Origin of the sequence: Trinickia mobilis (assembly GCF_017315705.1) — a bacterium.
In the GTDB taxonomy this organism is placed as follows: domain Bacteria; phylum Pseudomonadota; class Gammaproteobacteria; order Burkholderiales; family Burkholderiaceae; genus Trinickia_A; species Trinickia_A mobilis.
The window spans coordinates 111,419-137,172 of the sequence record NZ_JAFLRF010000005.1 but is presented as its reverse complement, the minus strand read 5'-3'; the positions used below and the strand labels follow the sequence as shown (position 1 = coordinate 137,172).

At 65.1% G+C, this 25,754-nt stretch carries 21 protein-coding genes; 4 read left to right on the top strand and 17 right to left on the bottom strand.

Features of this window, described 5'->3' with window-relative positions:
* The first annotated feature begins 171 nt into the window (after nucleotides 1–171).
* Together J3489_RS09075 and murU are read left to right on the top strand one after the other, a co-directional pair.
* Nucleotides 172–1,206: an aminoglycoside phosphotransferase family protein gene (locus J3489_RS09075; RefSeq protein WP_206997388.1), complete on the top strand. Its 1,035-nt coding sequence runs from the start codon at nucleotides 172–174 to the stop codon at nucleotides 1,204–1,206.
* 3 nt (nucleotides 1,207–1,209) lie between these two features.
* Entirely contained in the window at nucleotides 1,210–1,938 is a 729-nt protein-coding gene (gene murU / locus J3489_RS09070) for an N-acetylmuramate alpha-1-phosphate uridylyltransferase MurU (RefSeq protein WP_206997387.1), read from the top strand.
* Here murU and J3489_RS09065 read toward each other — a convergent pair.
* Nucleotides 1,928–3,787 (bottom strand): ABCB family ABC transporter ATP-binding protein/permease, encoded by a 1,860-nt coding sequence (locus tag J3489_RS09065; RefSeq protein ID WP_206997582.1) that lies wholly within the window; start codon nucleotides 3,785–3,787, stop codon nucleotides 1,928–1,930. The genes murU and J3489_RS09065 overlap by 11 nt on opposite strands.
* A gap of 202 nt (nucleotides 3,788–3,989) precedes the next feature.
* On the opposite strand from J3489_RS09065, the gene J3489_RS09060 reads away from it, so the two are divergent.
* A complete protein-coding gene (locus J3489_RS09060) occupies nucleotides 3,990–4,385 on the top strand; it encodes an acyl-CoA thioesterase (RefSeq protein ID WP_374193442.1) in 396 nt (131 codons plus the stop codon).
* 66 nt (nucleotides 4,386–4,451) lie between these two features.
* Here J3489_RS09060 and J3489_RS09055 read toward each other — a convergent pair whose 3' ends face one another.
* Complete coding sequence (locus tag J3489_RS09055) at nucleotides 4,452–7,568, bottom strand: sensor domain-containing protein (RefSeq protein WP_206997385.1); 3,117 nt, start codon at nucleotides 7,566–7,568, stop codon at nucleotides 4,452–4,454.
* Nucleotides 7,569–7,743: 175 nt separating this feature from the next.
* Complete coding sequence (locus tag J3489_RS09050) at nucleotides 7,744–8,226, bottom strand: nitrate reductase associated protein (protein ID WP_206997384.1); 483 nt, start codon at nucleotides 8,224–8,226, stop codon at nucleotides 7,744–7,746.
* Between the two features lie 214 nt (nucleotides 8,227–8,440).
* On the opposite strand from J3489_RS09050, the gene fdhD reads away from it, so the two are divergent.
* Nucleotides 8,441–9,262, top strand: a complete 822-nt coding sequence (fdhD, locus tag J3489_RS09045) for a formate dehydrogenase accessory sulfurtransferase FdhD (RefSeq protein WP_206997383.1) — start codon at nucleotides 8,441–8,443, stop codon at nucleotides 9,260–9,262.
* Nucleotides 9,263–9,295: 33 nt separating this feature from the next.
* On the opposite strand, the gene J3489_RS09040 is transcribed toward fdhD, so the two are convergent.
* The 14 genes from J3489_RS09040 to J3489_RS08975 form a co-directional block, all read right to left on the bottom strand.
* Entirely contained in the window at nucleotides 9,296–10,060 is a 765-nt protein-coding gene (locus J3489_RS09040; RefSeq protein WP_206997382.1) for an enoyl-CoA hydratase, read from the bottom strand.
* A 104-nt stretch (nucleotides 10,061–10,164) separates the two neighbouring features.
* The gene (locus J3489_RS09035; RefSeq protein WP_206997381.1) at nucleotides 10,165–11,364 is read right to left on the bottom strand and encodes an acetyl-CoA C-acyltransferase; all 1,200 of its coding nucleotides are present in this window, start codon (nucleotides 11,362–11,364) and stop codon (nucleotides 10,165–10,167) included.
* Nucleotides 11,365–11,397: 33 nt separating this feature from the next.
* Complete coding sequence (locus J3489_RS09030; protein WP_206997380.1) at nucleotides 11,398–13,830, bottom strand: 3-hydroxyacyl-CoA dehydrogenase/enoyl-CoA hydratase family protein; 2,433 nt, start codon at nucleotides 13,828–13,830, stop codon at nucleotides 11,398–11,400.
* A gap of 129 nt (nucleotides 13,831–13,959) precedes the next feature.
* Nucleotides 13,960–15,747 carry an acyl-CoA dehydrogenase C-terminal domain-containing protein gene (locus tag J3489_RS09025; RefSeq protein ID WP_206997379.1) on the bottom strand — a complete coding sequence of 596 codons (1,788 nt, stop codon included), beginning with the start codon at nucleotides 15,745–15,747 and terminating at the stop codon, nucleotides 13,960–13,962.
* A gap of 55 nt (nucleotides 15,748–15,802) precedes the next feature.
* A complete protein-coding gene (locus tag J3489_RS09020; RefSeq protein ID WP_206997378.1) occupies nucleotides 15,803–16,402 on the bottom strand; it encodes a TetR/AcrR family transcriptional regulator in 600 nt (199 codons plus the stop codon).
* Nucleotides 16,403–16,776: 374 nt separating this feature from the next.
* Nucleotides 16,777–18,069 (bottom strand): phospholipase D-like domain-containing protein, encoded by a 1,293-nt coding sequence (locus tag J3489_RS09015; protein ID WP_206997377.1) that lies wholly within the window; start codon nucleotides 18,067–18,069, stop codon nucleotides 16,777–16,779.
* Nucleotides 18,066–18,542 carry a dihydroneopterin triphosphate diphosphatase gene (nudB, locus tag J3489_RS09010; RefSeq protein ID WP_206997376.1) on the bottom strand — a complete coding sequence of 159 codons (477 nt, stop codon included), beginning with the start codon at nucleotides 18,540–18,542 and terminating at the stop codon, nucleotides 18,066–18,068. Before nudB ends, J3489_RS09015 begins: the two co-directional genes overlap by 4 nt.
* A gap of 33 nt (nucleotides 18,543–18,575) precedes the next feature.
* Entirely contained in the window at nucleotides 18,576–20,378 is a 1,803-nt protein-coding gene (aspS, locus tag J3489_RS09005) for an aspartate--tRNA ligase (RefSeq protein ID WP_206997375.1), read from the bottom strand.
* 69 nt (nucleotides 20,379–20,447) lie between these two features.
* On the bottom strand, nucleotides 20,448–21,098 hold the full coding sequence (locus tag J3489_RS09000) for a DUF502 domain-containing protein (RefSeq protein ID WP_206997374.1): 651 nt from the start codon (nucleotides 21,096–21,098) through the stop codon (nucleotides 20,448–20,450).
* Between the two features lie 101 nt (nucleotides 21,099–21,199).
* Nucleotides 21,200–21,553 (bottom strand): FmdB family zinc ribbon protein, encoded by a 354-nt coding sequence (locus J3489_RS08995; RefSeq protein WP_206997373.1) that lies wholly within the window; start codon nucleotides 21,551–21,553, stop codon nucleotides 21,200–21,202.
* 159 nt (nucleotides 21,554–21,712) lie between these two features.
* Nucleotides 21,713–22,357, bottom strand: coding sequence for a class I SAM-dependent methyltransferase (locus J3489_RS08990; RefSeq protein ID WP_206997372.1), 645 nt, complete (start codon nucleotides 22,355–22,357; stop codon nucleotides 21,713–21,715).
* 36 nt (nucleotides 22,358–22,393) lie between these two features.
* The gene (gene ubiB, locus J3489_RS08985; protein ID WP_206997371.1) at nucleotides 22,394–23,971 is read right to left on the bottom strand and encodes a ubiquinone biosynthesis regulatory protein kinase UbiB; all 1,578 of its coding nucleotides are present in this window, start codon (nucleotides 23,969–23,971) and stop codon (nucleotides 22,394–22,396) included.
* 15 nt (nucleotides 23,972–23,986) lie between these two features.
* Nucleotides 23,987–24,634, bottom strand: a complete 648-nt coding sequence (locus J3489_RS08980) for a ubiquinone biosynthesis accessory factor UbiJ (RefSeq protein ID WP_206997370.1) — start codon at nucleotides 24,632–24,634, stop codon at nucleotides 23,987–23,989.
* A gap of 108 nt (nucleotides 24,635–24,742) precedes the next feature.
* On the bottom strand, nucleotides 24,743–25,747 hold the full coding sequence (locus tag J3489_RS08975; RefSeq protein ID WP_206997369.1) for a Tim44 domain-containing protein: 1,005 nt from the start codon (nucleotides 25,745–25,747) through the stop codon (nucleotides 24,743–24,745).
* Nucleotides 25,748–25,754 lie beyond the last annotated feature (7 nt).

The window sequence follows — 25,754 nt, the reverse complement described above, 5'->3', positions numbered from 1 at the left end:
CCCGCCCGGCGAGGACGCGGCGGTCTGAGTGCGCACGAAAGAGGAGTGATCGATCGGGCGATACGGCGGGCGGTCAAACTGAAATCGTGAGAACCGTGCGAAGGCCGAACACGGGGCGCGTCAAAAAAGTCGTGGGGTATTATATTGCAAGAAGTTTTGCTCTCCCATTTTATGACGCCGACTCCAGCCGATTCCCGCCGCGAACACCTTACGAACTGGTTGTCCTCGCTAGATCAACGCTACCTGCTCGACGTCGCCACGCTTTGTCCCGCCTCCTCCGACGCCAGCTTTCGACGGTATTTCAGGCTGAAAAGCGCGGGCGCGCATGGCGAAACATTGATCGCCGTCGATGCGCCGCCGCCCGAAAAATGCCGCGAATTCGTCGACATCGCACACATGCTCGCCGCAGCGGGCGTGCACGTGCCGAGCGTACTGGAATGTGATTTCGAGCAAGGTTTCATGCTCGTGACCGATCTCGGCACGCAGTCGTATATCGCAACGCTCGATCCGAAGGATGCCGAGCGTGCGCGGCCGCTCATGCGCGATGCGCTGGACACGTTGATCCGCTGGCAGCTCGTGTCGCGCGAGGGCGTGCTGCCGCCGTTCGACGAAGCATTCCTTCGCCGCGAAATGGAGCTGATGCCCGAGTGGTTCGTGGGGCGGCATCTCGATTGCACGCTCGACACCAGCCAGCGCGACGTGCTGGACCGCACGTTCGCCCTCTTGATCGCGAGCGCACGTGCGCAGCCGCAGGTTTACATGCTGCGCGATTTCATGCCGCGCAACCTGATGATCGCGGTGCCGAATCCCGGCGTGCTCGACTTCCAGGACGCGGTGTACGGTCCGATCACGTACGACGTGGCATCGCTCCTGCGCGATGCGTTCATCAGCTGGGACGAGGCGTTCGAGCTCGACTGCTTCGCCTATTACTGGGAGCGCGCGAAGAAGGCCGGCTTGCCGGTCGACGCCGACTTCGGCGAGTTCTACCGGCAACTCGAATGGATGGGCCTGCAGCGGCACATCAAGGTGCTCGGCCTCTTCGCCCGCATCAACTATCGCGACGGCAAGCCGCATTACCTCGCGGACCTGCCCCGCTTCCTCGATTACGCGCGCAAGGTCAGCGAGCGCTATCGCCCGCTCGGCGCCTTCGCGAAGCTGCTCGACGACCTCGCGGGCCGCGCAACCGAAGTCGGCTACACGTTCTGAACGATGGCGCACACCTTGAACAAAGCGATGATCTTTGCGGCCGGGCGCGGCGACCGGATGCGCCCGCTCACCGACACCTGCCCGAAGCCGCTCCTCGAAGCAGGCGGCAAGCCGCTGATCGTCTGGCAGATCGAACGGCTGGCGGCCGCGGGCTTCGATACGATCGTGATCAACCACGCGTGGCTCGGCGAGCAGATCGAAAGCGCACTCGGCGACGGCTCGCGCTGGGGCGTGCGCCTCTTGTATTCGGCGGAGGGCGAAGCGCTCGAAACCGCGGGCGGCATTGCGCAGGCGCTGCCGCTCATCGAAGACGCGGGAGCGCCGCAAGTCTTCATTGCGGTGGCCGGCGACGTGTACTGCGATTTCGACTATGCGCGCTTGCGCGAACGTGCAGCGCGGATGGCTTCGGCCGACGAGCCGGGCATGCATCTCGTGATGGTGCCGAATCCCGCGTTTCATCCCGCTGGAGACTTCGCGCTGGCCGGCGGCAAGGTGTCGCTCGACGGCGCGCCGCGCTACACGTTCGGCAGCATCGGGCTCTACGACACGCGGATGTTCCGCGCTTTGCCGCCCGGCACGCGGCGCGCGCTGACGCCGTACTATCGCGATGCCATCGGCGCCGGACGCGTGAGCGGCGAGCTTTACGAAGGCCCGTGGGAGAACGTCGGCACGCCCGCGCAGCTCAAGGCGCTGGACGACGCGTTGCGCTCGCGCGAGAGCGTCAAGCGCTGACTTGCGACGCCGCGCGCTGCTGCTGCAACGCCCACATCTGCGCGAACAGCCCGCCCGCGCTCAACAGCTCCGCATGCGTGCCCCGCTCGACGATCCTCCCGCGATCCATCACGATGATCTGCTGCGCGTGCACGACCGTCGATAGACGGTGCGCAATGACGAGCGTCGTGCGCTCTCGCGCGATATGGTCGAGTTCCTGCTGGATCGCGCGCTCCGAGCGCGAATCGAGCGCCGACGTCGCCTCGTCGAACAACAAGATCGGCGGGTTCTTCAAGATCGTGCGCGCAATCGCGACGCGCTGCTTCTCGCCGCCCGACAGCTTCAAGCCGCGCTCGCCCACCGGCGTGTCATAGCCCTTCGGCAAGCCTTCGATGAATTCGTGGATGTGCGCGGCGCGCGCCGCCGCGATCACTTCGTCGCGCGTGGCCGTCGGCCGTCCGTACGCGATGTTGTAGTAGATCGAATCGTTGAAGAGCACCGTGTCCTGCGGAACGCTGCCGATCGACGCGCGCAGCGAATCCTGCGTCAAGTCGCGGATGTCCTGGCCGTCGATCTTGATCGCGCCGCCTGTCGTGCGGTCCAGATCGTAGAAGCGGAACATCAGCCGCGCGAGCGTCGACTTGCCCGAGCCGCTATGGCCGACCACCGCCGTCGTCGTGCCCGCGGCAATCGTGAAGCTCACGTCGAAGAGGATGGGACGCGCGGCTTCATAAGCGAAGCTCACGTGCTCGAAGCGCACTTCGCCGCCCGTCACCGACAACGCGGGCGCGCCCGGCGCATCGGGCACTTCGCGTGCGGCGCCAAGCAGCGTAAACATGCGGTCCATGTCGGTCAGGCTTTGCTTGAGCTCGCGGTAGACGACGCCCAGAAAATTCAGCGGGATATAGAGCTGCAGCATGAACGTGTTGATCAGCACGAGGTCGCCGAGCGTGAGACGCCCCGCCATCACGCCTTGCGTCGCGCGCCACAGGATGAACACGAGCCCCGTGCCGATGATCGCCTGCTGCCCGAAGTTCAGGAACGAGAGCGAGTTCTGCGACTTGATCGCCGCCGCGCGATAGCGCTTGAGGTTCTCGTCGTAGCGCTGCGCTTCCCACTCCTCGTTGCCGAAATACTTGACTGTTTCGTAGTTGAGCAGCGAATCGATCGCCCGCGAGTTCGCGCGCGAATCGAGCTCGTTCATCGTGCGCCTGAAATGCGTGCGCCATTCGGTGACCTTGACCGTGAACACGATGTACGCGGCGAGCGCGATGCCCGTGACGATCGCGTAGTACGCGTCGTACTTGACGACGAAGAAACCGAGCACGAGGCCGACTTCGACAAGCGTCGGCAGGATGCTGTAGAGCGAATACGAAATGAGCTGCTGGATGCCGCGCGTGCCGCGCTCGATATCGCGCGACATGCCACCCGTCTGCCGGTCGAGATGAAACCGCAGCGACAGCGCATGCAGATGGCGGAACACCTTCAGTGCGAGCTGGCGCACCGCGCTCTCGGTCACTTTCGAAAAGAGGATTTCGCGCAGCTCGGTGAACATCGACGTCGACAGCCGCACCGCCGCGTAGGCGACGACGAGGAGCCCGATGCCGCCCGCGAGCACGATCACCGGATCCTGTTGCGCACGGCCGAGCGCGGTCAGGTGCCGGATCGACTCGAGGCCGTCGACGATCCGTTTCATCACGATCGGCACGCCCAGGTTCGCGACCTTCGCGCCGATCAGGCACGACAGCGCCAGCACGACGCGCCACTTGTACGTCGCGAGATAGGGCATCAGCGAGACGATCGTCTGCCAGTCGTTGCGAGGCCCGGTCGAGAGGGGTGCGGGTTCGGAGGGAGCGGAATAGCGGCGCATGGTCGGAAGAAAGCGGGCGGCGGAAAGGGTGGAACGCATGGTTTCCCGTACAATTCCAACGCTCTGCTATTGTCGCAGAAGCCGACTGGCGCCGCTCTCCGCGGCCTCGGGCCGAGCGAACCGCCCTGTCCGGCCGCCTTTCCCGGATTGCCCGCGACGCACGCTCACCGCGCCCCGCGCTTCTTTTCTAATGGATATCTCGATGACCACCCCTCCCGCGCTTCCGCAAAAACCGTGCGCGCTGCGCGTCGTGCCGCAGCCTTCGGACGCCAACGTCCACGGCGACGTGTTCGGCGGCTGGATCATGGCGCAAGTCGACATTGCCGGCTCGATCCCCGCAAGCCGCCGCGCGAACGGCCGCGTCGCGACCGTCGCGGTCAATTCGTTCATCTTCAAGCAGCCGGTGTTCGTCGGCGACCTGCTGAGCTTCTACGCGGATATCGTGAAGACGGGCAACACGTCGGTGACGGTATCGGTCGAGGTGTTCGCGCAACGCATGAGCCTCGCGGAAGAAACCGTGAAGGTCACGGAAGCCGAGCTCACCTACGTCGCGACCGACCGCGACCGCCGTCCGCGCAAGCTGCCCGACGTCGCTTGAGCCCACATTGAGCCCGCCGTTCGCGGCTTGCACGCAGGCTCGCCGCGCCCCTTCCGTCTCGCCGCCTTACGCCTCTTGCGCCGCCGTCGCCATCCCTTGCTGCAGCAAGCCTGGAATGGCGTCGCGCGGCATCGGCTTGGCAAAGAAAAAGCCCTGCATTTCGTGGCAAGAGCGCTCCCGCAGGAAATCGAGCTGCGACGAGGTCTCGACGCCCTCCGCGATCACCTGTAGCTCCAGCGAGTGCGCAAGCGCGATGATGGCCGACGTGATGGTCTCGTCCTCGTCCGAGGCGCCGATGTCCGACACGAACGAGCGGTCGATCTTCAAACGATCGACCGGGAAGCGCTTGAGATACCCGAGGCTCGAATAGCCGGTGCCGAAGTCGTCGATCGCGATGCTGATGCCGAGCGCGTGCAGCTCGTTGAGCATCACCACGGCCTCCTCGGCATTGCGCATGATCGTGCTTTCGGTCAGCTCGAGTTCGAGATACTGCGGCTCGAGCCCGGTCTCTTCGAGAATCGACATCACGAGCTTGGCGATGTCGCGCTGCTGGAACTGCCGCGCCGACAAGTTCACCGACACGCGCGCAGCCGGCAACCCTGCCTCCTGCCACGCCTTGTTCTGCCGGCAGGCTTCGCGCAGCACCCATTCCGACAGCGGTCCGATGAGGCCGCTTTCCTCCGCGACCGGAATGAACGCGGACGGCGGCACGAGCCCGACTTCGGGATCGAGCCAGCGCACGAGCGCCTCCATGCCGACGATCTTGCCCGTCGCGATATCGACCTGCGGCTGGTAGTGCAGCAGGAATTCGTTGTCGCGCAGCGCGCGCCGCAAGCGCCTCTCGAGGCTCAGGCGCGCCCCGACGCTCGTGTTCATCTCCGGCTGATAGAACTGGAACGTGTTGCGGCCCATGTCTTTCGCCCGGTACATCGCGAGGTCGGCCTTCTTCATCAGCGTCTCGGCGTCTTCGCCGTCCTGCGGGAAGAGGCTCGCGCCCATGCTGCAGCCGACATAAAGCTCCGTGCCGTCGAGCAGCACCGGCTCCGAGATCGCCGCGCGCACGCGCTCCATCCAGGCGATCAGCGATTGCTCGTCGGAGACGTCGGTCAGCACGGTCACGAACTCGTCGCCGCCGTGGCGCGCGACGGTATCGCTCGCCCGCGCGCTGCGTGCCAGGCGCTCGGCCACGACCGCAAGCAGGCGGTCGCCGACGCTATGGCCGAGGCTGTCGTTGACGTTCTTGAAGCCGTCGAGGTCGATGAACACCACGGCCACGCGCTTGTCGCGCCGCTGCGCCGTCGAGAGCGCCTGCTGCAGCCGCTCGCGCAGCAGGTTGCGGTTCGGCAGGCGCGTCAAGCCGTCGTAGTTCGCCTGGTATTCGAGCTGCTCCTGATAGCGGATCAGGTCGGTCACCTCGTTGATCACGCCGATGTGGTGCGTCGTCTCGCCGTCGGTGTTCGGCACCGGCGCGATGAACAGCTGATTCCAGAACAGCGCGCCGTCCTTGCGGTAATTGCGCAGCACGGCGCTCACTTCGCGGTTCGCCGCGAGCCCCTCGCGAATCGCGACGAGCCCTTCCTGGTCGCGGTCGTCGCGCTGCAGGAAGCGACAGTCCTGGCCGATCACGTCCGCCGGATCGTAGCCCGTGATCCGCTTGAACGCCGGGTTCACGTATTCGATCAGGTGGCCGCCCTCCGCCGGGCCGGTGATCAGGATCGCGTTGACGCTCGCGTCGAGCGCGCGGCTTTGCAGACGCAATGCGAGATCCGAGCGCTTGCGGTCCGTGACGTCCGTGTACGAGCTGAGCACGCCGATCACCTCGCCGTCGGCATTGGTGAGCGGAATCTTGCTCGCCACCGCCGCGCGGTGCACGCCGTCGATCAGGAGGTCGAACTCCACGTTCATCTTCGGCACGCCGGTCGCGATCACGTCCTCGTCGGCGCGGCGCAACGCGACCGCCACCTCCTTCCAAGGCAAATCGAAGTCGGTCTTGCCGACGACTTGCTCGGTGTACGCGAGCCCGGCGTCGCGCGCGAAAGTCATGTTGCAGCCGAGGTAGCGCAACTCGCGATCCTTCCACGAAATACGCTGCGGAATGTTGTCGATCACCGTTTCGAGCATCTGCGTCGAGCGCTGCGCTTCGGCTTCGGCGTTGATCTGGTCGGTCACGTCGTCGGCCAGCACGAACATTGCCGGGCGCCCCATGAACGTGAGCGCATGGATCGAGATATCGGCGGAAAGGAGCGAGCCGTCGCGGCGCCGGTGCCGCCAGACACCCGCGCTCACGCGCCCGCGACGCTGCGGTGCATCGCTGCGCGCCAAATAGGATTCGAGGCGCGGAAGTTCGTCGGCGGGACGGATCTCGCGGATCGTCATCGCCAGAAAATCGTCCTCGGCGTGGCCATACTGGTGCATCGTCGCCGCGTTCACCGCGAGAAAGCGCAGCGTTTCGCGATCGTAGATCCACATCGGCACCGGATGCGCGTCGAACAGCTCGCGGAAACGCTCGTCGCTGCGGCGCAGCGCCCGTGCGACGCGGATCTTCGCACGCGCCGCGCTTTCGCGCATGCCGAACGTGTAGATCAGCAAGCCGCTGCCGACGATCATCGTGAAGATCAGCACCCAGGTCGCGCGCCGGGTGGAGTGCGCGGAATCGGCGAGCGCGGCCTCGAGCGCCTCGTCCTCGCGCTGACGCAGCAAAGCGAGCGCCGTATCGACGCCCGAGAGCTCCGAGCCGAGCCGCGTGTACGCCGGTGCCGCCCAGACGCGCGCGGCGGTGTCCGGCAAGGTCGCCGCGTGGGCGAGCGCCGCCTGCGCGTCGCGCTCGAAGCTCTGGCCGCTCGCGAGCAGCCAGTCGAGCGGCGCGCTCGTGTCGGGAGCGCCCGCAAGCTGGGTGCGCAGCGAGGCCGCGAGGTTCGTCAGCGCCTGAGTCTTCGCGCTCTCGCGCCAGCCGTCCGGCACCAGCACCCCCGATGACTCGAAGTTGCCGAGCGCCGCGAGGCCTTCGCCGAGCGTCGAGCGATAGGCTTCGAGATCGTGCTTGACGCTCATCGAGCGCATCGTGCGCTCGTCGGCTGCGCGCTGGCTGCGGATCTGCGTGTACGCGACAAACGCGTTCGCGCCGACCGCGGCGGCGACGACTGCGATATTGATCAGCAGCCGCTTCGAAAAAGAAAAGGTCATGGATACCGAACGCCGTTCGTTCTGGGAGGCAGGCGCGGCTATCGTTCTCGGCTTGTCCGCATTCGCATTTCATCGGACGAATACGGACTCTCTGCGCGCCAACTCATGGATAACGGCACGGTCCGGCGAAGATTAAGGGGTAGCGGATATAAAAAATCGCCGCGCTCAGCCCGGTTCAGGGCGCGAGCCCGAACTCCTTCATCGCAGGGATGAAATCGTGATTGCCCTCGGGCTTCCTCGACAGCTTCGTCAGCACATAGCGCTTGAACGGATCGAGCTGCGCCCACCTTTCGGGCGTCGGCGCGCTCAAGCTCGCGATGCTGCTTTGACGGATCACGCCTTCCGGCACGACTTCGGTGTTGCGCCAGGCCGGCTCCCCTTCCGGCGAGAACCAGTCCGGCTCGACGTTGGCGTGCGTGCGCATCATCTCGAAGAGCGCATGGTCGAAGTTCGGCTCGATGGCCGAGTCGCGGTCGTCCTCCACCGGGAAGCGCGCGAGCAGCGCGCGGTCCTCGAGCGGCAGCATCTGCCATTGCGCGAGCGAGATGCGCAGGCCGAAGCGGTCGAGATTGAAGCGCACCGACATTGGCATAAAGGTGAGGTTCTCGGACGAAATCACTTCGAAATCGAAGAGAAGCGGCTTGTCATGCAATCCCATGGCGGTGTCCTCGAGAAAACGCCGGGCCGCCCCAAGTTTTCCGCCCCCTTCGGGGGGCCTCGCGCGTAGCGACAGGTATGGGGGCTCTCACAGACGTTACGCGGCACGCGTTGCCTGCTTGGGGTATTTTAGAACCTTATCCGGCGGGCAACGGACGAAGGCAGCCTTTGGCACGGCCGCTGCAACCCGCCGCCGCGCCGCGCGAGGAGTGAACTTGGACCCATTGGAAGCCGCCGAGCAGCCCGGCGTCATCGATCAACACGTGCGCCGGCACCGGTCCGGCACAATCGAATCCGTCACCGACCAGATCGGCCAGGAATGGCCGATCGCGCTCGTCTTCAACGGCATCTCCCACGCGGTGATGATGGCGACGCCGCGCGATCTCGAAGCGTTTGCGGTCGGGTTTGCGATCTCGGAGGGGATCGTCGAGCGCGGCAGCGACATTCAGGACATCGAGGTCACGCAGCGCACGGGTGAGATCCCGCATGCGGAAGTGCAATTGACGGTCGTGCAGCAGGCGTTCGCCGCGCTGAAGGACAAGCGCCGCGCGCTCGCCGGACGGACCGGCTGCGGCGTGTGCGGCATCGAAAGCATCGACTTGCTCGATCTCGCGCCGGAGCGCGTGCCCGATACCGGTTTTCTCGCGCGCCTCGCACCCGACGCGATCGCGCGCGCGGCGCGCGAGCTGCCCGCGCACCAGGCGCTCACGCGGCTCACAGGCGGCCTGCACGCCGCCGCATGGTGCGACGCACAGGGCGCAATTCGCCACGCATTCGAGGACGTCGGGCGCCATAACGCGCTCGACAAGCTCATCGGCCAGCTCGTGCTCGAACGCGCCGACACGACCGACGGCTTCGTGTTCCTGTCGAGCCGCGCGAGCTACGAGCTGGTGCGCAAGGCGGCGCGCGTCGGCATTCCGATGGTCGCGACGATTTCGGCGCCCTCGTCGCTTGCGATAGCGATCGCGCGGCAGGCGGGCGTGCGGCTCGTGAGCTTCTGCCGCGAGACCAGTTACGTCGATTACGACACGCAGTAACGGCGCGCGAGCGCCACCGCGCCCGGGGAAACCTCAGTCGAACTGCTTGAAGTCCGGCTTGCGCTTCTCGAAGAACGCCTTGAACGCTTCGCGCGCTTCCGGCGCCAACAGCATCTTGCCGAAGTGCACGGCTTCGTCGGTCATCTGCACGGCGATCTCGCGCTCGCTCGCGTGCTTCATCAGCGACTTCGTCGCGCGCAGCGACGAAGCGGGCAGCGCGGCCAGCTTCGCCGCCTGCGCGAGCGCGAACGCATCGACTTCCGCCGCGGGCAGCACGCGATTGACGATTCCCATCCGGTGCGCTTCCTTCGCGTCGAACGCTTCGCCGAGCATCAGCTTTTCCGCCGCGAGCTGATAGCCGGCGATACGCGGCAGCAAGAGGCTCGACGCAGCTTCCGGGCACAAGCCGAGCTGCGCGAACGGCAGCGAGAACACGGCCGAATCGGCCGCGTAGACGAGATCGCAGTGCAACAGCAGCGTCGTGCCGATGCCGATCGCCGCGCCCGCCACCGACGCAACCACCGGCTTAGCTGTCGTGCTGATGCGCCGCAGGAACTGGAACACGGGCGCGTCCTCGCCCTTCGGCGGCGCCTTCATGAAGTCTTCGAGATCATTGCCCGCACTGAAGATGCCCACGCTGCCGCGGATCAGGATCGCGCGCACTTTCGGATCGTCCTGCGCGCCTTCGAGCGCGTCGGCCATCGTCTGATACATCGCGGCGGTGATCGCGTTCTTCTTGTCAGGCCGGTTGAAAGCGATCGTCATCACGCCTTCGGCGTGTTCGATCAGGATATCCATCGTCGTCTCCCTGTTCGCGGGTCCCGCTGCTGAACGAAAAAACGGTCCGCGCGCTCCGGGTGTCGCCCGGACGCACGCGAACCGTAGTCAACGCAATGCCGTGCTTACAGGCGTTCGATGATGCCCGCCGCGCCCATGCCGGTGCCGACGCACATCGTCACCATCCCGTACTTCAGATTGCGGCGGCGCAGGCCGTGGACCACCGTCGCCGCGCGGATCGCGCCCGTCGCGCCGAGCGGGTGGCCGAGCGCGATCGCGCCGCCGAGCGGATTGACCTTGGCCGGATCGAGGCCGAGGTCCTGAATCACAGCGAGCGATTGCGCCGCGAACGCTTCGTTCAGCTCGATCCAGTCGATGTCGTCCTGCTTGAGGCCCGCGGCCTTGAGCGCGGCCGGAATCGCTTCCTTCGGGCCGATGCCCATGATTTCCGGCGGCACCCCGCGCACCGCGAAGCTGACAAAGCGAGCGAGCGGCGTCAGGTTGAACTGCTTGAGGATCTTTTCCGACACGACGATCAGCGCGCCCGCGCCGTCCGACGTCTGCGAGCTGTTGCCGGCCGTGACCGAACCCTTCGCCGCGAACACCGCGCGCAGCTTCGCGAGGCCCTCGAGCGACGTATCGGGACGCGGACCTTCGTCGAGCAGGACTTCGCGCGTCTTCACCTTGATCTCGCCCGTCGCAAGATCCGGGAAGCGCTCGACGAGCGTGTACGGCGCGATCTCGTCCTTGAACTCGCCGGCCTGCTGCCCGGCAATCGCCTTCTGGTGCGACGCGAGCGAAAACTGATCCTGCGCCTCGCGGCTGATCTTCCAGCGCTCGGCGACCTTCTCGCCCGTCAGCCCCATGCCGTACGCAATGCCGAAGTCTTCGCTGCGATCGAAGATGTGCGGCGACATCGACGGCTTGTTGCCCATCATCGGCACCATGCTCATCGATTCGCAGCCGCCTGCGATCATCGCCTCCGCTTCGCCGACGCGAATGCGGTCCGCGGCCATCGCCAGGGCGGTGACGCCCGACGCGCAAAAGCGGTTGACCGTCACGCCGCCGACCGACTGCGGCAGGCCCGCGAGCAGCGCGCCCATGCGCGCAACGTTGAGACCCTGCTCGGCCTCGGGAATCGCACAGCCGACGATCGCGTCTTCGATCACCGACGTATCGAGTCCCGGCACCTGCGCGAGCGCCGACTTGATCGCGTGCACCAGCAGTTCATCCGGGCGCGTGTTCTTGAACACGCCGCGCGGCGCCTTGCCGATCGGCGTGCGGCTGGCGGCGACGATATATGCGTCTTGCAATTGTTTGCTCATTTGTAGCTCCTAGGTTCGCCCGCGCGCACTCAATCAGTTGCGCACCGGCTTGCCGGTTTGCAGCATGCCCATGATCCGTTCCTGCGTCTTCTGCGTGCCGAGCAGCTCGACGAACGCACGGCGCTCGAGCGTCAGCAGCCATGCTTCGTCGACGACGCTGCCCGCTTCGACGTCGCCGCCGCAGATGGCTTCGGCGATGCGGCTTGCGATCAGGTAGTCGTGCGCGCTGATGAAGCCGCCGTCGCGCATGTTGACGAGCTGCGCCTTGATCGTCGCAATCGCCGAGCGGCCCGCGACCGGAATCTGCGTCGCGCGCAGCGGCGGACGGTAGCCCGCGGCGGCAAGCGCGCGCGCTTCCTTCTTTGCAGTGTCGAGCAGCTCGAACACGTTGAAGACGATCGGGTCGGACGGCTTGAGATAACCCATCGAACGCGCTTCGAGCGCCGAGCCCGAGACCTTCGCCATCGCCGCGTTTTCGAACGACTTCGTGGCAAATTTCAAGAGCTCGCTCGTCAATCCGACCGCGTTCGCCGCATCGGCCGCGCGCAACGCCGCTTCCTTCAGACCGCCGCCCGCCGGCACGAGACCGACGCCCGCTTCGACGAGCCCGAGGTAGCTCTCGATGTGCGCAACGCGCTTCGCGCTATGCAGCACGAGCTCGCAACCGCCGCCGAGCGCGATGCCCGACACGGCCGCGACGACCGGAACGTTCGCGTACTTCACGCGCAGCATCCCTTGCTGGAACTTCTTCACGAACGGCTCGATGCCCTTCGCGCCGCCCATCATGAACGCGGGCATCGCCTCTTCCAGGTTCGCGCCCGCGGAGAACGGACCGCCCGGCGTGCCGAGCTTGAGCGAGGTCGGCTGCCACACGACGACACCCTTGTAGTCCTTCTCCGCCAGTTCGATCGCCTGCACGAGGCCGTCGAGCACGCTCGGCCCGATCGTGTTCATCTTGCTCTTGAACGATACGATGACGACGTCGTCCTCGCCCGCGCGATCATCGACCCATGCGCGCACCGCGTCGGTTTCGAACAGCGTCTTGCCGTAGGTCTTCGGATCGACCGTCTCGCCGGTGAGCGGCGCACGGAACACTTGCTTGTCGTACACGGCGAGCCTTGAGCGCGGCACGAACGACTTCGACGCGGGCGACCACGACCCTTCGTTCGTATGCACGCCGCCGTTCTCGGCGACCGGCCCTTCGAGCACCCACGACGGCAGCGGCGCCTTCGACAGCGCCTTGCCCGCCGCGATATCTCCCTGCACCCACTCGGCGACCTGCTTCCAGCCCGCCGCCTGCCAGCCCTCGAACGGGCCTTCGTTCCAGCCGAAGCCCCAGCGGATCGCGAGGTCGACGTCGCGCGCATTGTCGGCGATCGAATCGAGATGCACGCCGACGTAGTGGAACACGTCGCGGAAGATCGCCCACAGGAATTGCGCTTGCGGGTGCTCCGATTCGCGCAGCAGCTTCAGGCGCTCCGCCGGCGGGCGCTTGAGAATGCGGCCGATCAGTTCGTCGGCCTTCGCGCCGCCTTCGACGTACGTGCCCGTCTTCGGATCGAGCACCTTGATCGCCTTGCCTTCCTTCTTGTAGAAGCCGGCGCCCGTCTTCTGGCCGAGTGCGCCTTGCTTCACGAGTTCGGCGAGCACCGCCGGCGTCTCGTAGACCGGGAAGAACGGATCGTCGGCGAGGTTGTCCTGCATCGTCTTGATGACGTGCGCCATCGTGTCGAGACCGACCACGTCCGCGGTGCGGAACGTCGCCGACTTCGCGCGGCCGAGGCGCGCGCCGGTCAGGTCGTCGACTTCGTCGAAGCGCAGGCCGAACTTCGAGGCTTCGGCGACCACCGCGAGAATCGAGAAGATACCGACGCGGTTCGCGATGAAGTTCGGCGTATCCTTCGCGCGCACGACACCCTTGCCGACGACGCTCGTCAGGAACGATTCGAGCTGGTCGAGGATTTCCGGACGCGTGTGCGAAGTCGGAATCAGCTCGACCAGATGCATGTAGCGCGGCGGATTGAAGAAGTGCACGCCGCAGAAGCGCGCTTTCAGTTCGTCGGCAAAACCATCGGACAGCGTCGTTATCGCCAGCCCCGACGTGTTGCTCGCGAAAATCGCGTTCGCGCCGAGATGCGGCGACACCTTCTTGTACAGGTCGTGCTTCCAGTCCATCCGCTCGGCGATCGCTTCAATCACGAGGTCGCACTCGGCGAGCTTCGCGAGATCGTCGTCGTAGTTGGCGGGCTCGATGTAGGCGGCGTCGTCCTTCTCGCCGAACGGCGCGGGCGACAGCTTCTTCAGGTTCTCGATCGCCTTCAGCGCGATCCCGTTCTTCGGGCCTTCCTTGGCGGGCAGGTCGAACAGCAGCACCGGCACCTTGGCGTTGATCAGGTGCGCCGCGATCTGCGCGCCCATCACGCCGGCGCCGAGCACGGCCACCTTGCGAATGATCAGATTGCTCACGTCTTTCCTCCGGAGATTGCGAGTTTGCTGCGCCGTTTGTTAGCGCCGGCAAATCGCCTATGTGTTGCATGTGTCGGGATAGAAAAACGCGCCACGTTTCTTGGCAACGCGGCGCGTGAGTCGGGTCGCCTAGAACAGCGCCTCTTCGATGTCCATCAACGTCTTCGAGCCGGCGCGCGCTGCACGGATGGTCGACGCCGTTTCGGGCAGGAGCCTCGCGAAGTAGAAGCGCGCCGTGGCGAGCTTCGACTTGTAGAACGGATCGCCCGACGCTTCCTTGTCGAGCGCGATGCGCGCCATGCGAGCCCAGAAGTATGAGAACACGAGATGGCCGACCGTGCGCAGATACGGCACGGCGGCCGCGCCGACTTCGTCCGGGTTCGCCATCGCCTTCATGCCGATTTCCATCGTCAGCTTCTGGACCTTGTCGCCGATGTCCGCGAGCGGGTTGACGAACTCCTGCATCTCCGGCTTCACGCCTTCGGCCTCGACGAAATCCGTCACGAGCTTGCCGAACTTCTTCATCTTCGCGCCCATGTCGCCGAGCACCTTGCGGCCCAGCAGGTCGAGCGACTGAACCGCGTTCGTGCCTTCGTAGATCATGTTGATCCGCGCGTCGCGCACGTACTGCTCCATGCCCCACTCGGCGATGAAGCCGTGGCCGCCGTAGATCTGCATCGCGTGGTTCGTGCACTCGAACGCGTTGTCCGACAGGAACGCTTTCAGGATCGGCGTGAGCAGCGCGATGAGATCGGCGCTTTCCTTGCGCACCGCTTCGTCCGCGTGCGACAACTCGTTGTCGATATGGAGCGCCGCCCAGTACGAGAACGCGCGTGCGCCTTCGGCGTAGGCCTTCTGCGTAAGCAGCATGCGGCGCACGTCGGGGTGAACGATGATCGGATCGGCCGCTTTTTCCGGTGCCTTCGGGCCGGTCAGCGAGCGCATCTGCAGGCGTTCCTTCGCGTACGTGAGCGAGTTCTGATACGCGACTTCGGTGAGACCCAAGCTCTGCATGCCGACGCCCAGACGCGCCGCGTTCATCATCACGAACATCGCCTGCAGGCCGCGGTCGGGTTCGCCGACGAGCCAGCCTTTCGCGTTGTCGAGATTCATCGCGCACGTGGCGTTGGCGTGGATGCCCATCTTGTGCTCGATCGAGCCGCACTTGATGCCGTTGCGCTCGCCCGGCTCGCCCGATGCGTCCGGGACGAATTTCGGCACGACGAAAAGCGAAATGCCCTTGGTTCCCGGCGGCGCGTCCGGCAGGCGCGCGAGCACGAGGTGGACGATGTTCTCGGCAAGGTCATGTTCGCCGCTCGAGATGAAGATCTTCGTGCCGGTAATCGAGTACGAGCCGTCGCCATTCGGCTCCGCCTTCGTGCGCAGGATGCCGAGGTCGGTGCCGCAGTGCGGCTCGGTCAGGCACATCGTGCCGGTCCAGACGCCCGACACGAGCTTCGGCAGATAAGTTTGCTGCAGTCCAGGAGTGCCGTGCGCGTGCAGGCATTCGTACGCGCCGTGCGAGAGACCCGGATACATCGTCCAGGCCTGGTTCGCCGAATTGAGCATTTCGTAGAGCGCGTTGTTCACGAACGCCGGCAGCCCCTGGCCGCCATATTCGGGATCGCAGCCGAGCGCCGGCCAGCCCGCTTCGATGTATTGCTTGTACGCTTCCTTGAAGCCCTTGGGCGTCGTCACGGCGCCATCGCCGCCGTACGTGCAGCCTTCCTTGTCGCCGCTCTGGTTGAGCGGAAACAGCACTTCGGAGCAGAACTTGCCGGCTTCTTCGAGTACTTGGTTGATCGTGTCGGCGTCAAGATCCGCGTGCTTCGGCATCGCCTTCACAGCGGCTTCCACGTTGAGCAGCTCGTGCAACACGAATTGCATGTCGCGCAGCGGCGCGGCGTACTGTCCCATCACTCTCTCCAAAGGTTGTGCCAACGAAGTCGGCCGCGATGCCAGTCATCGCGCGCTAGCGGCTTTCGCTCTGATACGAAACAATCAGTTTTTCCAGCGCGGCCCACGTGAGGCGCACCGCATCCGGCAAATGCAGGAACCGCGCGTCGTGATGCAAACCGAGCGTGAAGCTGTACACCTCGAAGAGCATCAGGTTCGGATCGGTGTCCCCGCGCAGATGCCCTTCTTCCATCGCCTGCGAAATGGCCCTCAGAAGCGCCGCGCGCCACGTCGTCACACTCAGCATGAGCTGCTCACGCACCGGATTGTCCCCGCGGTCGTCGTACTCGACCGCGCCGCTGATGTAGATACATCCGGTCGTCACTTCCTGGATGCGCTTTTCTATCCAGCGGGAGAGCATCGCGCGCAAACGCGGCAACCCGCGCGGCTCGCGCAAGCTCGGGAAAAACACCTCGTCTTCAAAACGGTGGTGATATTCGCGCACGACCTCGACTTGCAAGTCCTCGCGCGACCCGAAATGCGCGAACACCCCGCTCTTGCTCATCTGCATGCGCTCGGCCAGCAGGCCGATGGTCAGGCCTTCGAGGCCGTCGCGGCTTGCCAAGTCCAATGCAGCGTCGAGAATTGCGGCGCGCGTCTGTTCGCCTTTTCGCATAGCTTTGTACCGTTCTTGTATGACCGTAAATTGAAAATAGAACGGCCGTACTATTATTGAGTGCGACCGCTGCTGAAACAAGGAATTTATTAGACACCGGTATCTAACCGGCCTTCCCTATTCTTGCGGCGTTGCCGCATCGCAGGAAGCGGGCTTTTTGCTTATTGCCTTGGGCTCGCTCGGCGTGGCACGGCATTTCAGTACGCGCCGGGCCGCCCCAAGCGTACTGCCCCCCTCGCGCCCCGAAGGAAGTCCCCCGCCCCGCAGGAAGTCCCCTTGGGGGATTGGGGGCAGCGTGTCGATCCGGAGTTAGCGCTTTGGCGCTTACTCCGGTCCCATGCAAAGCAAGCAGTGAGCGTGAGGGCCGTTTCGCCTCAATCGTAGCCGCCGACAGTCAGCAGCTTCATGACGGTACGGTAGGACAGATACGCGAACCAGTTCAAGAGCCGCTCGCCGAGCGGACGCGCCGCGTAGCGGGCGGCGTCGATCGGCCGTGCTTCGCCAAATGCGGCGAGGATCGAGTCGCGCAGCAATCCGATCTCGCGGTGCTTGACGAGCACCACGTTTGCCTCGTTGTTCAAGACGAGACTCAGCGCGTCGAGATTCGAGGAACCGACTGTACCCCAATTTGAATCGACCACGGCAACTTTGCCGTGCAGCATTGTTTTTTCGTATTCGGCGATGCGCGCGCCGGCATTGAGCAGCGTGCGATAGAGGTACGGCACAGCGTAGTCGAGCGCGGCGAATTCCTTGCGGCCGATCAGGATGCGCACGTCGACGCCCCGCCGCGCCGCCCGCACGAGCGCGCGGCGCAGCTTGCGGCCCGGCATGAAGTAGGGATTGGCGAGCAGCACCTCGTGGCGCGCGCGCCCGATCGCGGCGAGGTACGCCTTTTCGATCGCGCGCCGGTTGACGACGTTATCGCGTGCGAAGAATGCGACACTCGGCTCGCGAATCGTGCGCGCCGCCGCGAGCGCCCGGCGGCGCATACGCGCCGAGCGGCCCATCAGCGCCGACGCGACCGCGCCTTCCGGCAACGACAGCCTGGCCTCCGAACCCAGGGTCTGCAGCGGATGCGGCCGGTGGCCAAGCTCGATGCGCAGCCATTGCAGATCGAAGGCGTCGCCGACTTGAGAAACCACCGGCCCGGTCAACTCGACTGCAAAATCCCAGCGCGGATGAGGCAGGCGGATGCCGTCCTGGACGAAGTCGTCGACGATGTTGATGCCGCCGCAAAACGCGAACTGGCCGTCGACGATCGCCAACTTGCGGTGCGTGCGCGAAAAGCCGAAGCGGCCGAACAGATGCGGGTTGAAGATGTGGTGCTCGACGCCTGCCGCGGGCCAGTCGTCGAACATCGGCAGACGATCGGTGCCGATGCCGTCGGTGATCACGCGCACCTCCACGCCGCGGCGGGCGGCGCGCATCAGCGCGTCGGAAACCGGGCGGCCCGCCGCATCGTCGCAGAAGATGTAGGTTTCGAGCGCGACCGTCTCGCTCGCGCCGTCGATGCGCTCGATCAGCGCCGCAAAGAATTCCGCGCCGCCGCACAAGAGGCGCACCGTATTGCCGGCCGTGAGCAAAAGCCGCGAAGTGCGTCCGGATGCGAGCGTCTGCCGAAGCCGCGCGAAAGGCCGCGTGTCGGCACCGGCGCCGGCAGCCGTCATGCCATGCGTCCGCGCACGCGGCGCGGCAGCTGGAGAATCGCCTCGCGGTTCGACCACGAGAAGCAACGCGACGCCGCCTCTTCATACGGCAGCCAGAGGTACGCGGTGTGCTCGCGCGGCGCGAGCGTCACCTCGACGCGATGCGGCACTTCGAGACTGAACCAGTGTTCGGTGTTGCGCGTGACGCCCTCGGCGTAACGATGCCGCCACACCGGATAGATCTCGTAGTCGATCTGATGGCGCCAGTCGACGAGCCCGCTTTCCGGCACCCGTTCGCTGCCGACGACGATCCCCGTCTCCTCGGCCACCTCGCGCACCGCGGTCTCGACGAGCGGTTCGTCGAGCCTGTCTTTGGAGCCGGTCACCGATTGCCAGAACCCCGGGCGATCGGCCCGCTCGATGATCAGCACGTCGAGTTCCGGCGTATGGATGACGACGAGAACGGATTCCGGAATTTTCGGCGGTTTCGGCATGGTTCGGGACGGCGCGCCGCGCGCGGACGACGCTTACGCCTTTGGCTGTTCCGGCTGGCGCAGGCGAATATGCAGCTCGCGCAGCTGGCGCTCGTCGACCGAGCTCGGCGCTTGCGTGAGCAGACACTGCGCGCGTTGCGTCTTCGGGAACGCGATCACGTCGCGGATCGAATCGGCGCCGGCCATCATCGTGACGATGCGGTCGAGACCGAACGCGATGCCGCCGTGCGGCGGCGCGCCGTACTGCAGCGCGTCGAGCAGGAAGCCGAACTTCGCACGCGCCTCTTCCGGGCCGATCTTCAGCGCGCGGAACACCTTGCTCTGCACGTCTTCGCGATAGATCCGCACCGAGCCGCCGCCGATTTCCCAGCCGTTGAGCACCATGTCGTACGCCTTCGCGAGGCAACGGCCCGGGTCGCTCTCGAGGTACTCGAGGTGCTCGTCCTTCGGGCTCGTGAACGGGTGATGAGCCGCGACGTAGCGCGCTTCTTCCTCGTCGTATTCGAACATCGGGAAGTCGACGACCCACAGCGGCTTCCAGCCCGGCTCGACCAGGCTGTTCGCCTTGCCGAACTCCGAATGGCCGATCTTCAGACGCAGCGCGCCGAGGCTGTCGTTGACGACCTTCGCGCGATCCGCCGCGAAGAAGATAATGTCGCCGTCCCGAGCGCCCGTGCGCTCGAGGATCGCCGCGATCGACGCATCGTGCAGGTTCTTCACGATCGGGCTCTGCAGGCCGTCACGGCCCTTCGCCGCTTCGTTGACCTTGATCCACGCGAGGCCCTTCGCGCCGTAGATGCGCACGAATTCCGTGTAGCCGTCGATGTCGCCGCGCGACAGCTCGCCGCCCTTCGGCACGCGCAGCGCCGCGACGCGGCCGTCCTTCGAGTTGGCCGGCGTGCTGAACACCTTGAAGTCGACGTCCTTCATCGCGTCGGTCAGTTCGGTGAATTCGAGCTTCACGCGCAGGTCCGGCTTGTCCGAACCGAAGCGGGCCATCGCTTCCGAGTACCGCATCACCGGGAATTTCTCGTCGAGCGGCACGCCGATCGTCGCGTTGAACACGTGACGGATCATCTTCTCGAACAGGTCGCGAATTTCCTGCTCCGTGAGGAACGAAGTCTCACAGTCGATCTGCGTGAATTCCGGCTGGCGGTCGGCACGCAGATCTTCGTCGCGGAAGCACTTGACGATCTGGTAGTAGCGATCGAAGTTCGCGACCATCAACAACTGCTTGAAGAGCTGCGGCGATTGCGGCAGCGCGAAGAACTGGCCGGCGTTCACGCGCGACGGCACGAGGTAGTCGCGCGCGCCTTCCGGCGTGCTCTTCGTGAGCATCGGCGTTTCGACGTCGATGAAGCCTTGCGCGTCGAGATACTTGCGCACCTCCATCGACACGCGATAGCGCAGGCGCAGGTTCTGCTGCATCTGCGGACGGCGCAGGTCGAGCACGCGATGGGTAAGGCGCGTGGTTTCGGAGAGGTTGTCGTCGTCGAGCTGGAACGGCGGCGTCACCGACGCGTTGAGCACGGTCAGCTCGTGGCACAGCACTTCGATCTTGCCGCTCTTCAAGGCGGTGTTGGTCGTGCCTTCCGGACGGTTGCGCACGACGCCCGTCACCTGGACGCAGAACTCGTTGCGCACGCCTTCGGCGGCCTTGAACATCTCCGCGCGATCCGGGTCGCAGACGACCTGAACGAGGCCCTCGCGGTCGCGAAGGTCGATGAAGATAACGCCGCCATGGTCGCGCCGACGATGCACCCAGCCGCACAGCGACACGGTTTGCCCCAGCAGGTGTTCGGTCACCAGACCGCAGTATTCAGATCTCATCGACATGGTATTTGTCTATCGTTTAGTTTGATCAAGGGGACGCGCTCGTCGTGCAAGCGCTCCCGGCATTAGAGCTCAGAGCGGCGGCTCGACCGGGCGGCGCGCCGACGACGCCACGCTGGGCACGGACGGCGCCACGACGCCCATCGAGACGATGTACTTGAGCGCGGTGTCGACCGACATGTCGAGTTCGATGACTTCGCTCTTCGGCACCATCAGAAAAAAGCCCGACGTAGGGTTCGGCGTTGTCGGCACGTAGACGCTCACGTGCTCGTCCTTCAGGTGGTTGACCACGTCGCCGCCGGGAATGCCCGTCAGAAACGCGATCGTGTAAGAACCCCGGCGCGGATATTCGATCAGGAGCGCCTTGCGAAACGCATTGCCGCTGCTCGAAAGCAGCGTGTCCGACACTTGCTTGACGCTCGTGTAGAGCGGCCCGACCACGGGGATGTGACGCAGCACGGCGTCCCACCACGTGACGAGCTTCTGGCCGACGAAGTTCTGCGTGAACAGGCCGACGATGAAGATGAAAGCAAGCGTCAACAGCGCGCCGATGCCGGGCACATGGAAACCGAAAAGCCGCTCCGGCTGCCACGATTCCGGCAGCAAGAGCAGGGTCTGATCCATCGTGCCGATGATGAGCCCGAGCACCCACAACGTGATCGCCAACGGTACGAGGACCAGGAGGCCAGTCAGAAACACGGATTTGAGCGTCGTCTTTTTCATGTGTACCGCCAGAAAACCGCACCGGGAACGGATCGGTGCGGGGTAGCCCTATTCGGTGTCGATTGGACGCGACCTCGTGGGCGCCCGATTGCAGCGCGCAATTAGGCGCTGGTGCTGCCGGCTGCCGCGGCCGGCGCCGCAGTGCTCGGGCTCGACGCATCGGATGCGGCCGGCGCCGGGCTAGCGCGATCGCTCGGCGCCGCGTCCGCCTTGCCGCTGTCGGCCGTCGCGGATTCGCTGCCAGTCGCCGTGCCGGTTTTCGCGCCATTCGAACCGCTGCGGAAATCGGTGACATACCAACCCGAGCCTTTCAACTGAAAGCCGGCGGCCGTCACCTGCTTGCGAAACGTGTCCTTCGAGCACTCCGGGCATTGCGTCAACGGCGCATCGCTCATCTTCCGGAGCACATCTTTTTCGAAGCCGCACGATTCGCAGCGGTAGGCATAGATCGGCATGATTCCCTTCCCGGCTTTTCCCGACAAAAAAACTATTAAGCGCTTGCAAAGCGCTGAATTATAGCTGCAAACCGACTGTCCACCCGGATTTCCGGGATGACGGCGGCGCGCATATCCGTGCTCTCAGATAAGGGCGAACGCGCCCGGATCAAGGCTCGATCACAGCCGGCGGCGCCATGTCAGCCACCGTTCGCGGCCCGCGAACACCGCAATCGAATCGGTCACCGGTTCGTCCTCGATCATCTCGAAGTGAGGTGACAACAATGCATCGAGTTCAGCGCGCTCGATGCCGAACGGCGGCCCCTTCGGCGTCGCCCCCAGAAAGAAGAAGCCGGCAAGCAGCCCTTGCGGCGGGAGCAAGGCCGCCATGCGTTCGGCGTAGCCGCGCCAACGCGCCTTCGGCAGCGCGCACAGGAATGCGCGCTCGTAGATCCATCCGGGCGCAAACGGCGGCTCGTAAGTGAAGAAGTCGGCCTGCTCGACGAGGTCGGCACGGTCGCCAAGCTGCGCGCGGGCGGCGGCCACCGCGTTCGCCGCGAAGTCGATCGCGCGCACCGGCCAGCCCGCTTGCGCAAGCCACCACGCTTCATAGGCACTGCCGCAGCCAGGGATCAGGACCGGCCGCATGTCGTGGCGAGCGACGAAGGCGCGGAACGCATCGGGCACGCCGGCCTGGTCCCACGGCGTATAACCCTTCTCAAAGCGCTGGTCCCAAAATGCCGCGGCATTCGGGTCCTGCGCGCTGAAAATAGGGGTGTTCGGATTGAGTTTTTCCGGAACGGCCGGCTTCTTCGAATCGCTCATCGGGATATCCTCGTTTGGTTGCTTGCCCTGCGTCCGCTAAGCACCGTAAGCAATGGCCAGCCATACGCGGGCAACCACGGCACCGACGCCGACCGCTATCCCGAACACCAGCAAGCCTTGCAACAACCGATTCGTACGCTTTTGCTCGAGCAAAATCTTCCGCATCGCTTCTTCGTTCGCCGCGCGCGGCGAGTCGTGGCGATCGGACAGCAGGTGATGAATCAGCCGCGGCAGTTGGGGCAGCGTCTTGCTCCATTGCGGCGCTTCGACTTTGAGGCGCTCGACCCAGCCGCGCAAGCCGATCTGCTCGTTCATCCAGCGCTCGAGATACGGCTTGGCCGTCTTCCAGAGATCAAGCTCCGGGTCGAGCGAGCGGCCGAGCCCTTCGACGTTCAGCATGGTCTTTTGGAGCAGCACGAGCTGCGGCTGAATCTCGACATTGAAGCGCCGGGAAGTCGAGAAAAGGCGCATGAGCACCTGGCCCAGCGAGATGTCCTTCAGCGCCCGATCGAAGTACGGCTCGCAGACCGCGCGAATCGCGCTCTCGAGTTCCTCGACGCGCGTGGTCGGCGGCACCCAGCCCGACTCCAGGTGCAGCGTCGCGACGCGGTGGTAGTCGCGCTTGAAGAAGGCGAGGAAGTTCTGGGCGAGGTAGTTCTTGTCGAAGTCGGACAGCGCGCCGATGATCCCGAAATCGAGCGCGATATAGCGCCCGAAATGCTCGGGGTCCAGACTCACTTGGATGTTGCCGGGGTGCATATCCGCGTGAAAGAAGCCGTCGCGAAACACCTGCGTAAAGAAGATCTCGACGCCTTCGCGCGCGAGCTTCGGAATGTCGACGCCGGCGCCGCGCAGCGTGTCGACCTGGCTGATCGGCACGCCCACCATGCGCTCCATCACGAGCACGTTTGCCGTGCAGAACTCCCAGTACATCTCCGGCACGAGCAACAGATCTAGCCCGACGAAGTTGCGCCGCAACTGGCTGCCGTTCGCGGCCTCGCGCATCAGGTCGAGCTCGTCGTGCAGGTATTTATCGAATTCGGCGACGACTTCGCGTGGCTTCAAGCGCTTGCCGTCGGCCCACAGGCGCTCGGCCCAGACGGCGATATCGCGCATGAGCGCGAGATCGGAGTCGATCACAGGCAGCATGTTGGGCCGGAGCACCTTCACCGCCACCGCCTTGCCCGCGTGCTGCCCGGCTTTCACCTTCGCGAAGTGAACTTGCGCGATCGACGCGCTCGCCACCGGCACCCGCTCGAACTCGTCGAACAGTTCGTCGACGGGTGCGCCGAGTGCTTTCTCGATGATGCCGATCGCCACCGCCGAATCGAACGGCGGCACTTGGTCCTGCAGTTTCGCAAGCTCCACTGCGATATCGACGGGCAGAAGATCGCGGCGCGTCGACAGCACTTGCCCGAACTTGACGAAGATCGGACCGAGACTTTCGAGTGCGAGCCGCAGCCGCACCGCGGGCGGCTCCTTGAAACGCCGGCCGATGGTCGCGAAGCGCAGCAGCAGCCGCACACGGCGGTCGTTGATGCGGCTTAGCATTATCTCGTCCAGGCCGAAACGGATGACAGTAAAAACGATCTTAATGAAGCGCAGAAAACGCATGGATGGACCCGGTGACTAGCGTGTGCCGCGCGAAGGGGCGGCACCGCGCGGCGCACTGGCGCTCTCGCGGGCTTCTACCTTTTGCTCGATGCGCTCGACCCGCTTCTCGACTCGCGCGAGCGCGTCGCGTGCGCGCGCAAGTTCCGCATTGAAATCGGTAAGCGCCGTGCGGCGCACGAGCTGCGGGTTTTCGTCGAGCAGATATTCGGCGACCGAATCACGCAGGTTGCGCCCGGTCCTGATCGCCCGTTCGCCAACGGTCTTCGCCAGCGTCGCGACGCGGTAAGCGGGGGCATCTCCGATCAGCTTCGCCAAATCTTCTTCCGGCTCCCAGCGCAAATGTTCGGCGAGCTTCGCGATTTGCGTCGCGAACTCGGCGTCGCCTTCGATCTTGACGTGCTTCATCACTGCAGCCTGTCCGCCCTGCACGAATGCCGGCAGCGCATCGGCCGGCACCGAGATGGCAACGTCGCATTGTTGCGCCTCATTCTCTTCGACAGCCTTCAAATAACCGTCGGGCTGTACCAGCAGCACGATGACGACAGGAGGACAGGCAAGCCGCGCAGTCTTGCCGGCATAGGGAGCGAGGCGCTCGCGGGCCCACGATTCGCGGGCGAGCAGATGATTGACAGCAGCGGAAAAAGGCTTGGCAGCGAGGGTCATCGGGAGTGGGATGAAAAAACCCGCGCAGGCGACGGCCTGCGCGGGTTTCTATTGTAACGTCCGTTCGCCTACGGCCTGCCTAGACAGAACGGCCTACGCGACGGCGTTTCAGTGCCTGGAAACTTGCTGGATACCCGCCAGCAGCCAGCCTTCGCCCGCACGCGCGGACTTCGACAGGTTCCACACTTCGACGAACGGCTCCGCAGCCGCACCCGCCGTTTCGCGGATCAATCCGCTGAAGCGCACGCTCGCGAGGTACTCGCTGCCGCGGTCTTCGACCCCGAGCAATTCGGCGTCCAACTGCACGACGTCGGTCTGGTTGCGCTCGGCGCCGCGCGCGTCGATGTCGATCTTCACCTCGGCGAACATTTCCGGCGTCGTGAACTCGCGGATGTCAGCGGTATTGCCTTCGTCCCAAGCAGCCTGAAGCCGCACGAAATTCACCTTCGCGTTGCGCAGGAACGCTGCGGTGTCGAAACCGGCCGGTACGGCCGGTGCAGCGTTCGCTTCCGGCGCTGCATCGAAACGCGATGAAGTACCGAAAGCCCCAGCCGTGGCCGGCGGCGTGTAACTCGGCTCTTGTGAGTAACCCGAGCCGAGGCCGCCCGCGTTCATCGAAGCCGAACCGGCTGCGCCGTAAGCCGGCTCGTTCTGGCGGCGGCGCGACATGAGCTTGCGGATCAGCCAGATTGCAACCATTGCGATCAGCGCGATCACGATGATGTTGGCCATCGCGCCGGCAAAGGCTTCACCGAGCCCGAAGTGCGACAGCAATGCGGCAATGCCCAAGCCCGCGGCGAGACCGGCGATCGGCCCCAGCCAGCGCGAGCGGTTAGGCGCGGCGGCCGGCGCGGGTTGCGCAGGCGCTGCGCGCTGAGCTTGCGACGGCTGCGTGGATTGCTGCTGCATCGGCTGCTGAGCCGGCGGAGTCGACTGGTTTTGGACAGTCTGCGATTGGCGGCCGAAGCTGCGACCCCCGCCCATGCGCTTCGCTTCGGCGTCGAGCGCAGCGAACGTGCCGACGACGATCAAACCGACCATGGCGGCCTGTCCGATTCGCCTCGCCAGCGAAGACGTAAGCTTTTTGGAAGACAAAGAAAGCGAGGTGGTCATGGAGAAA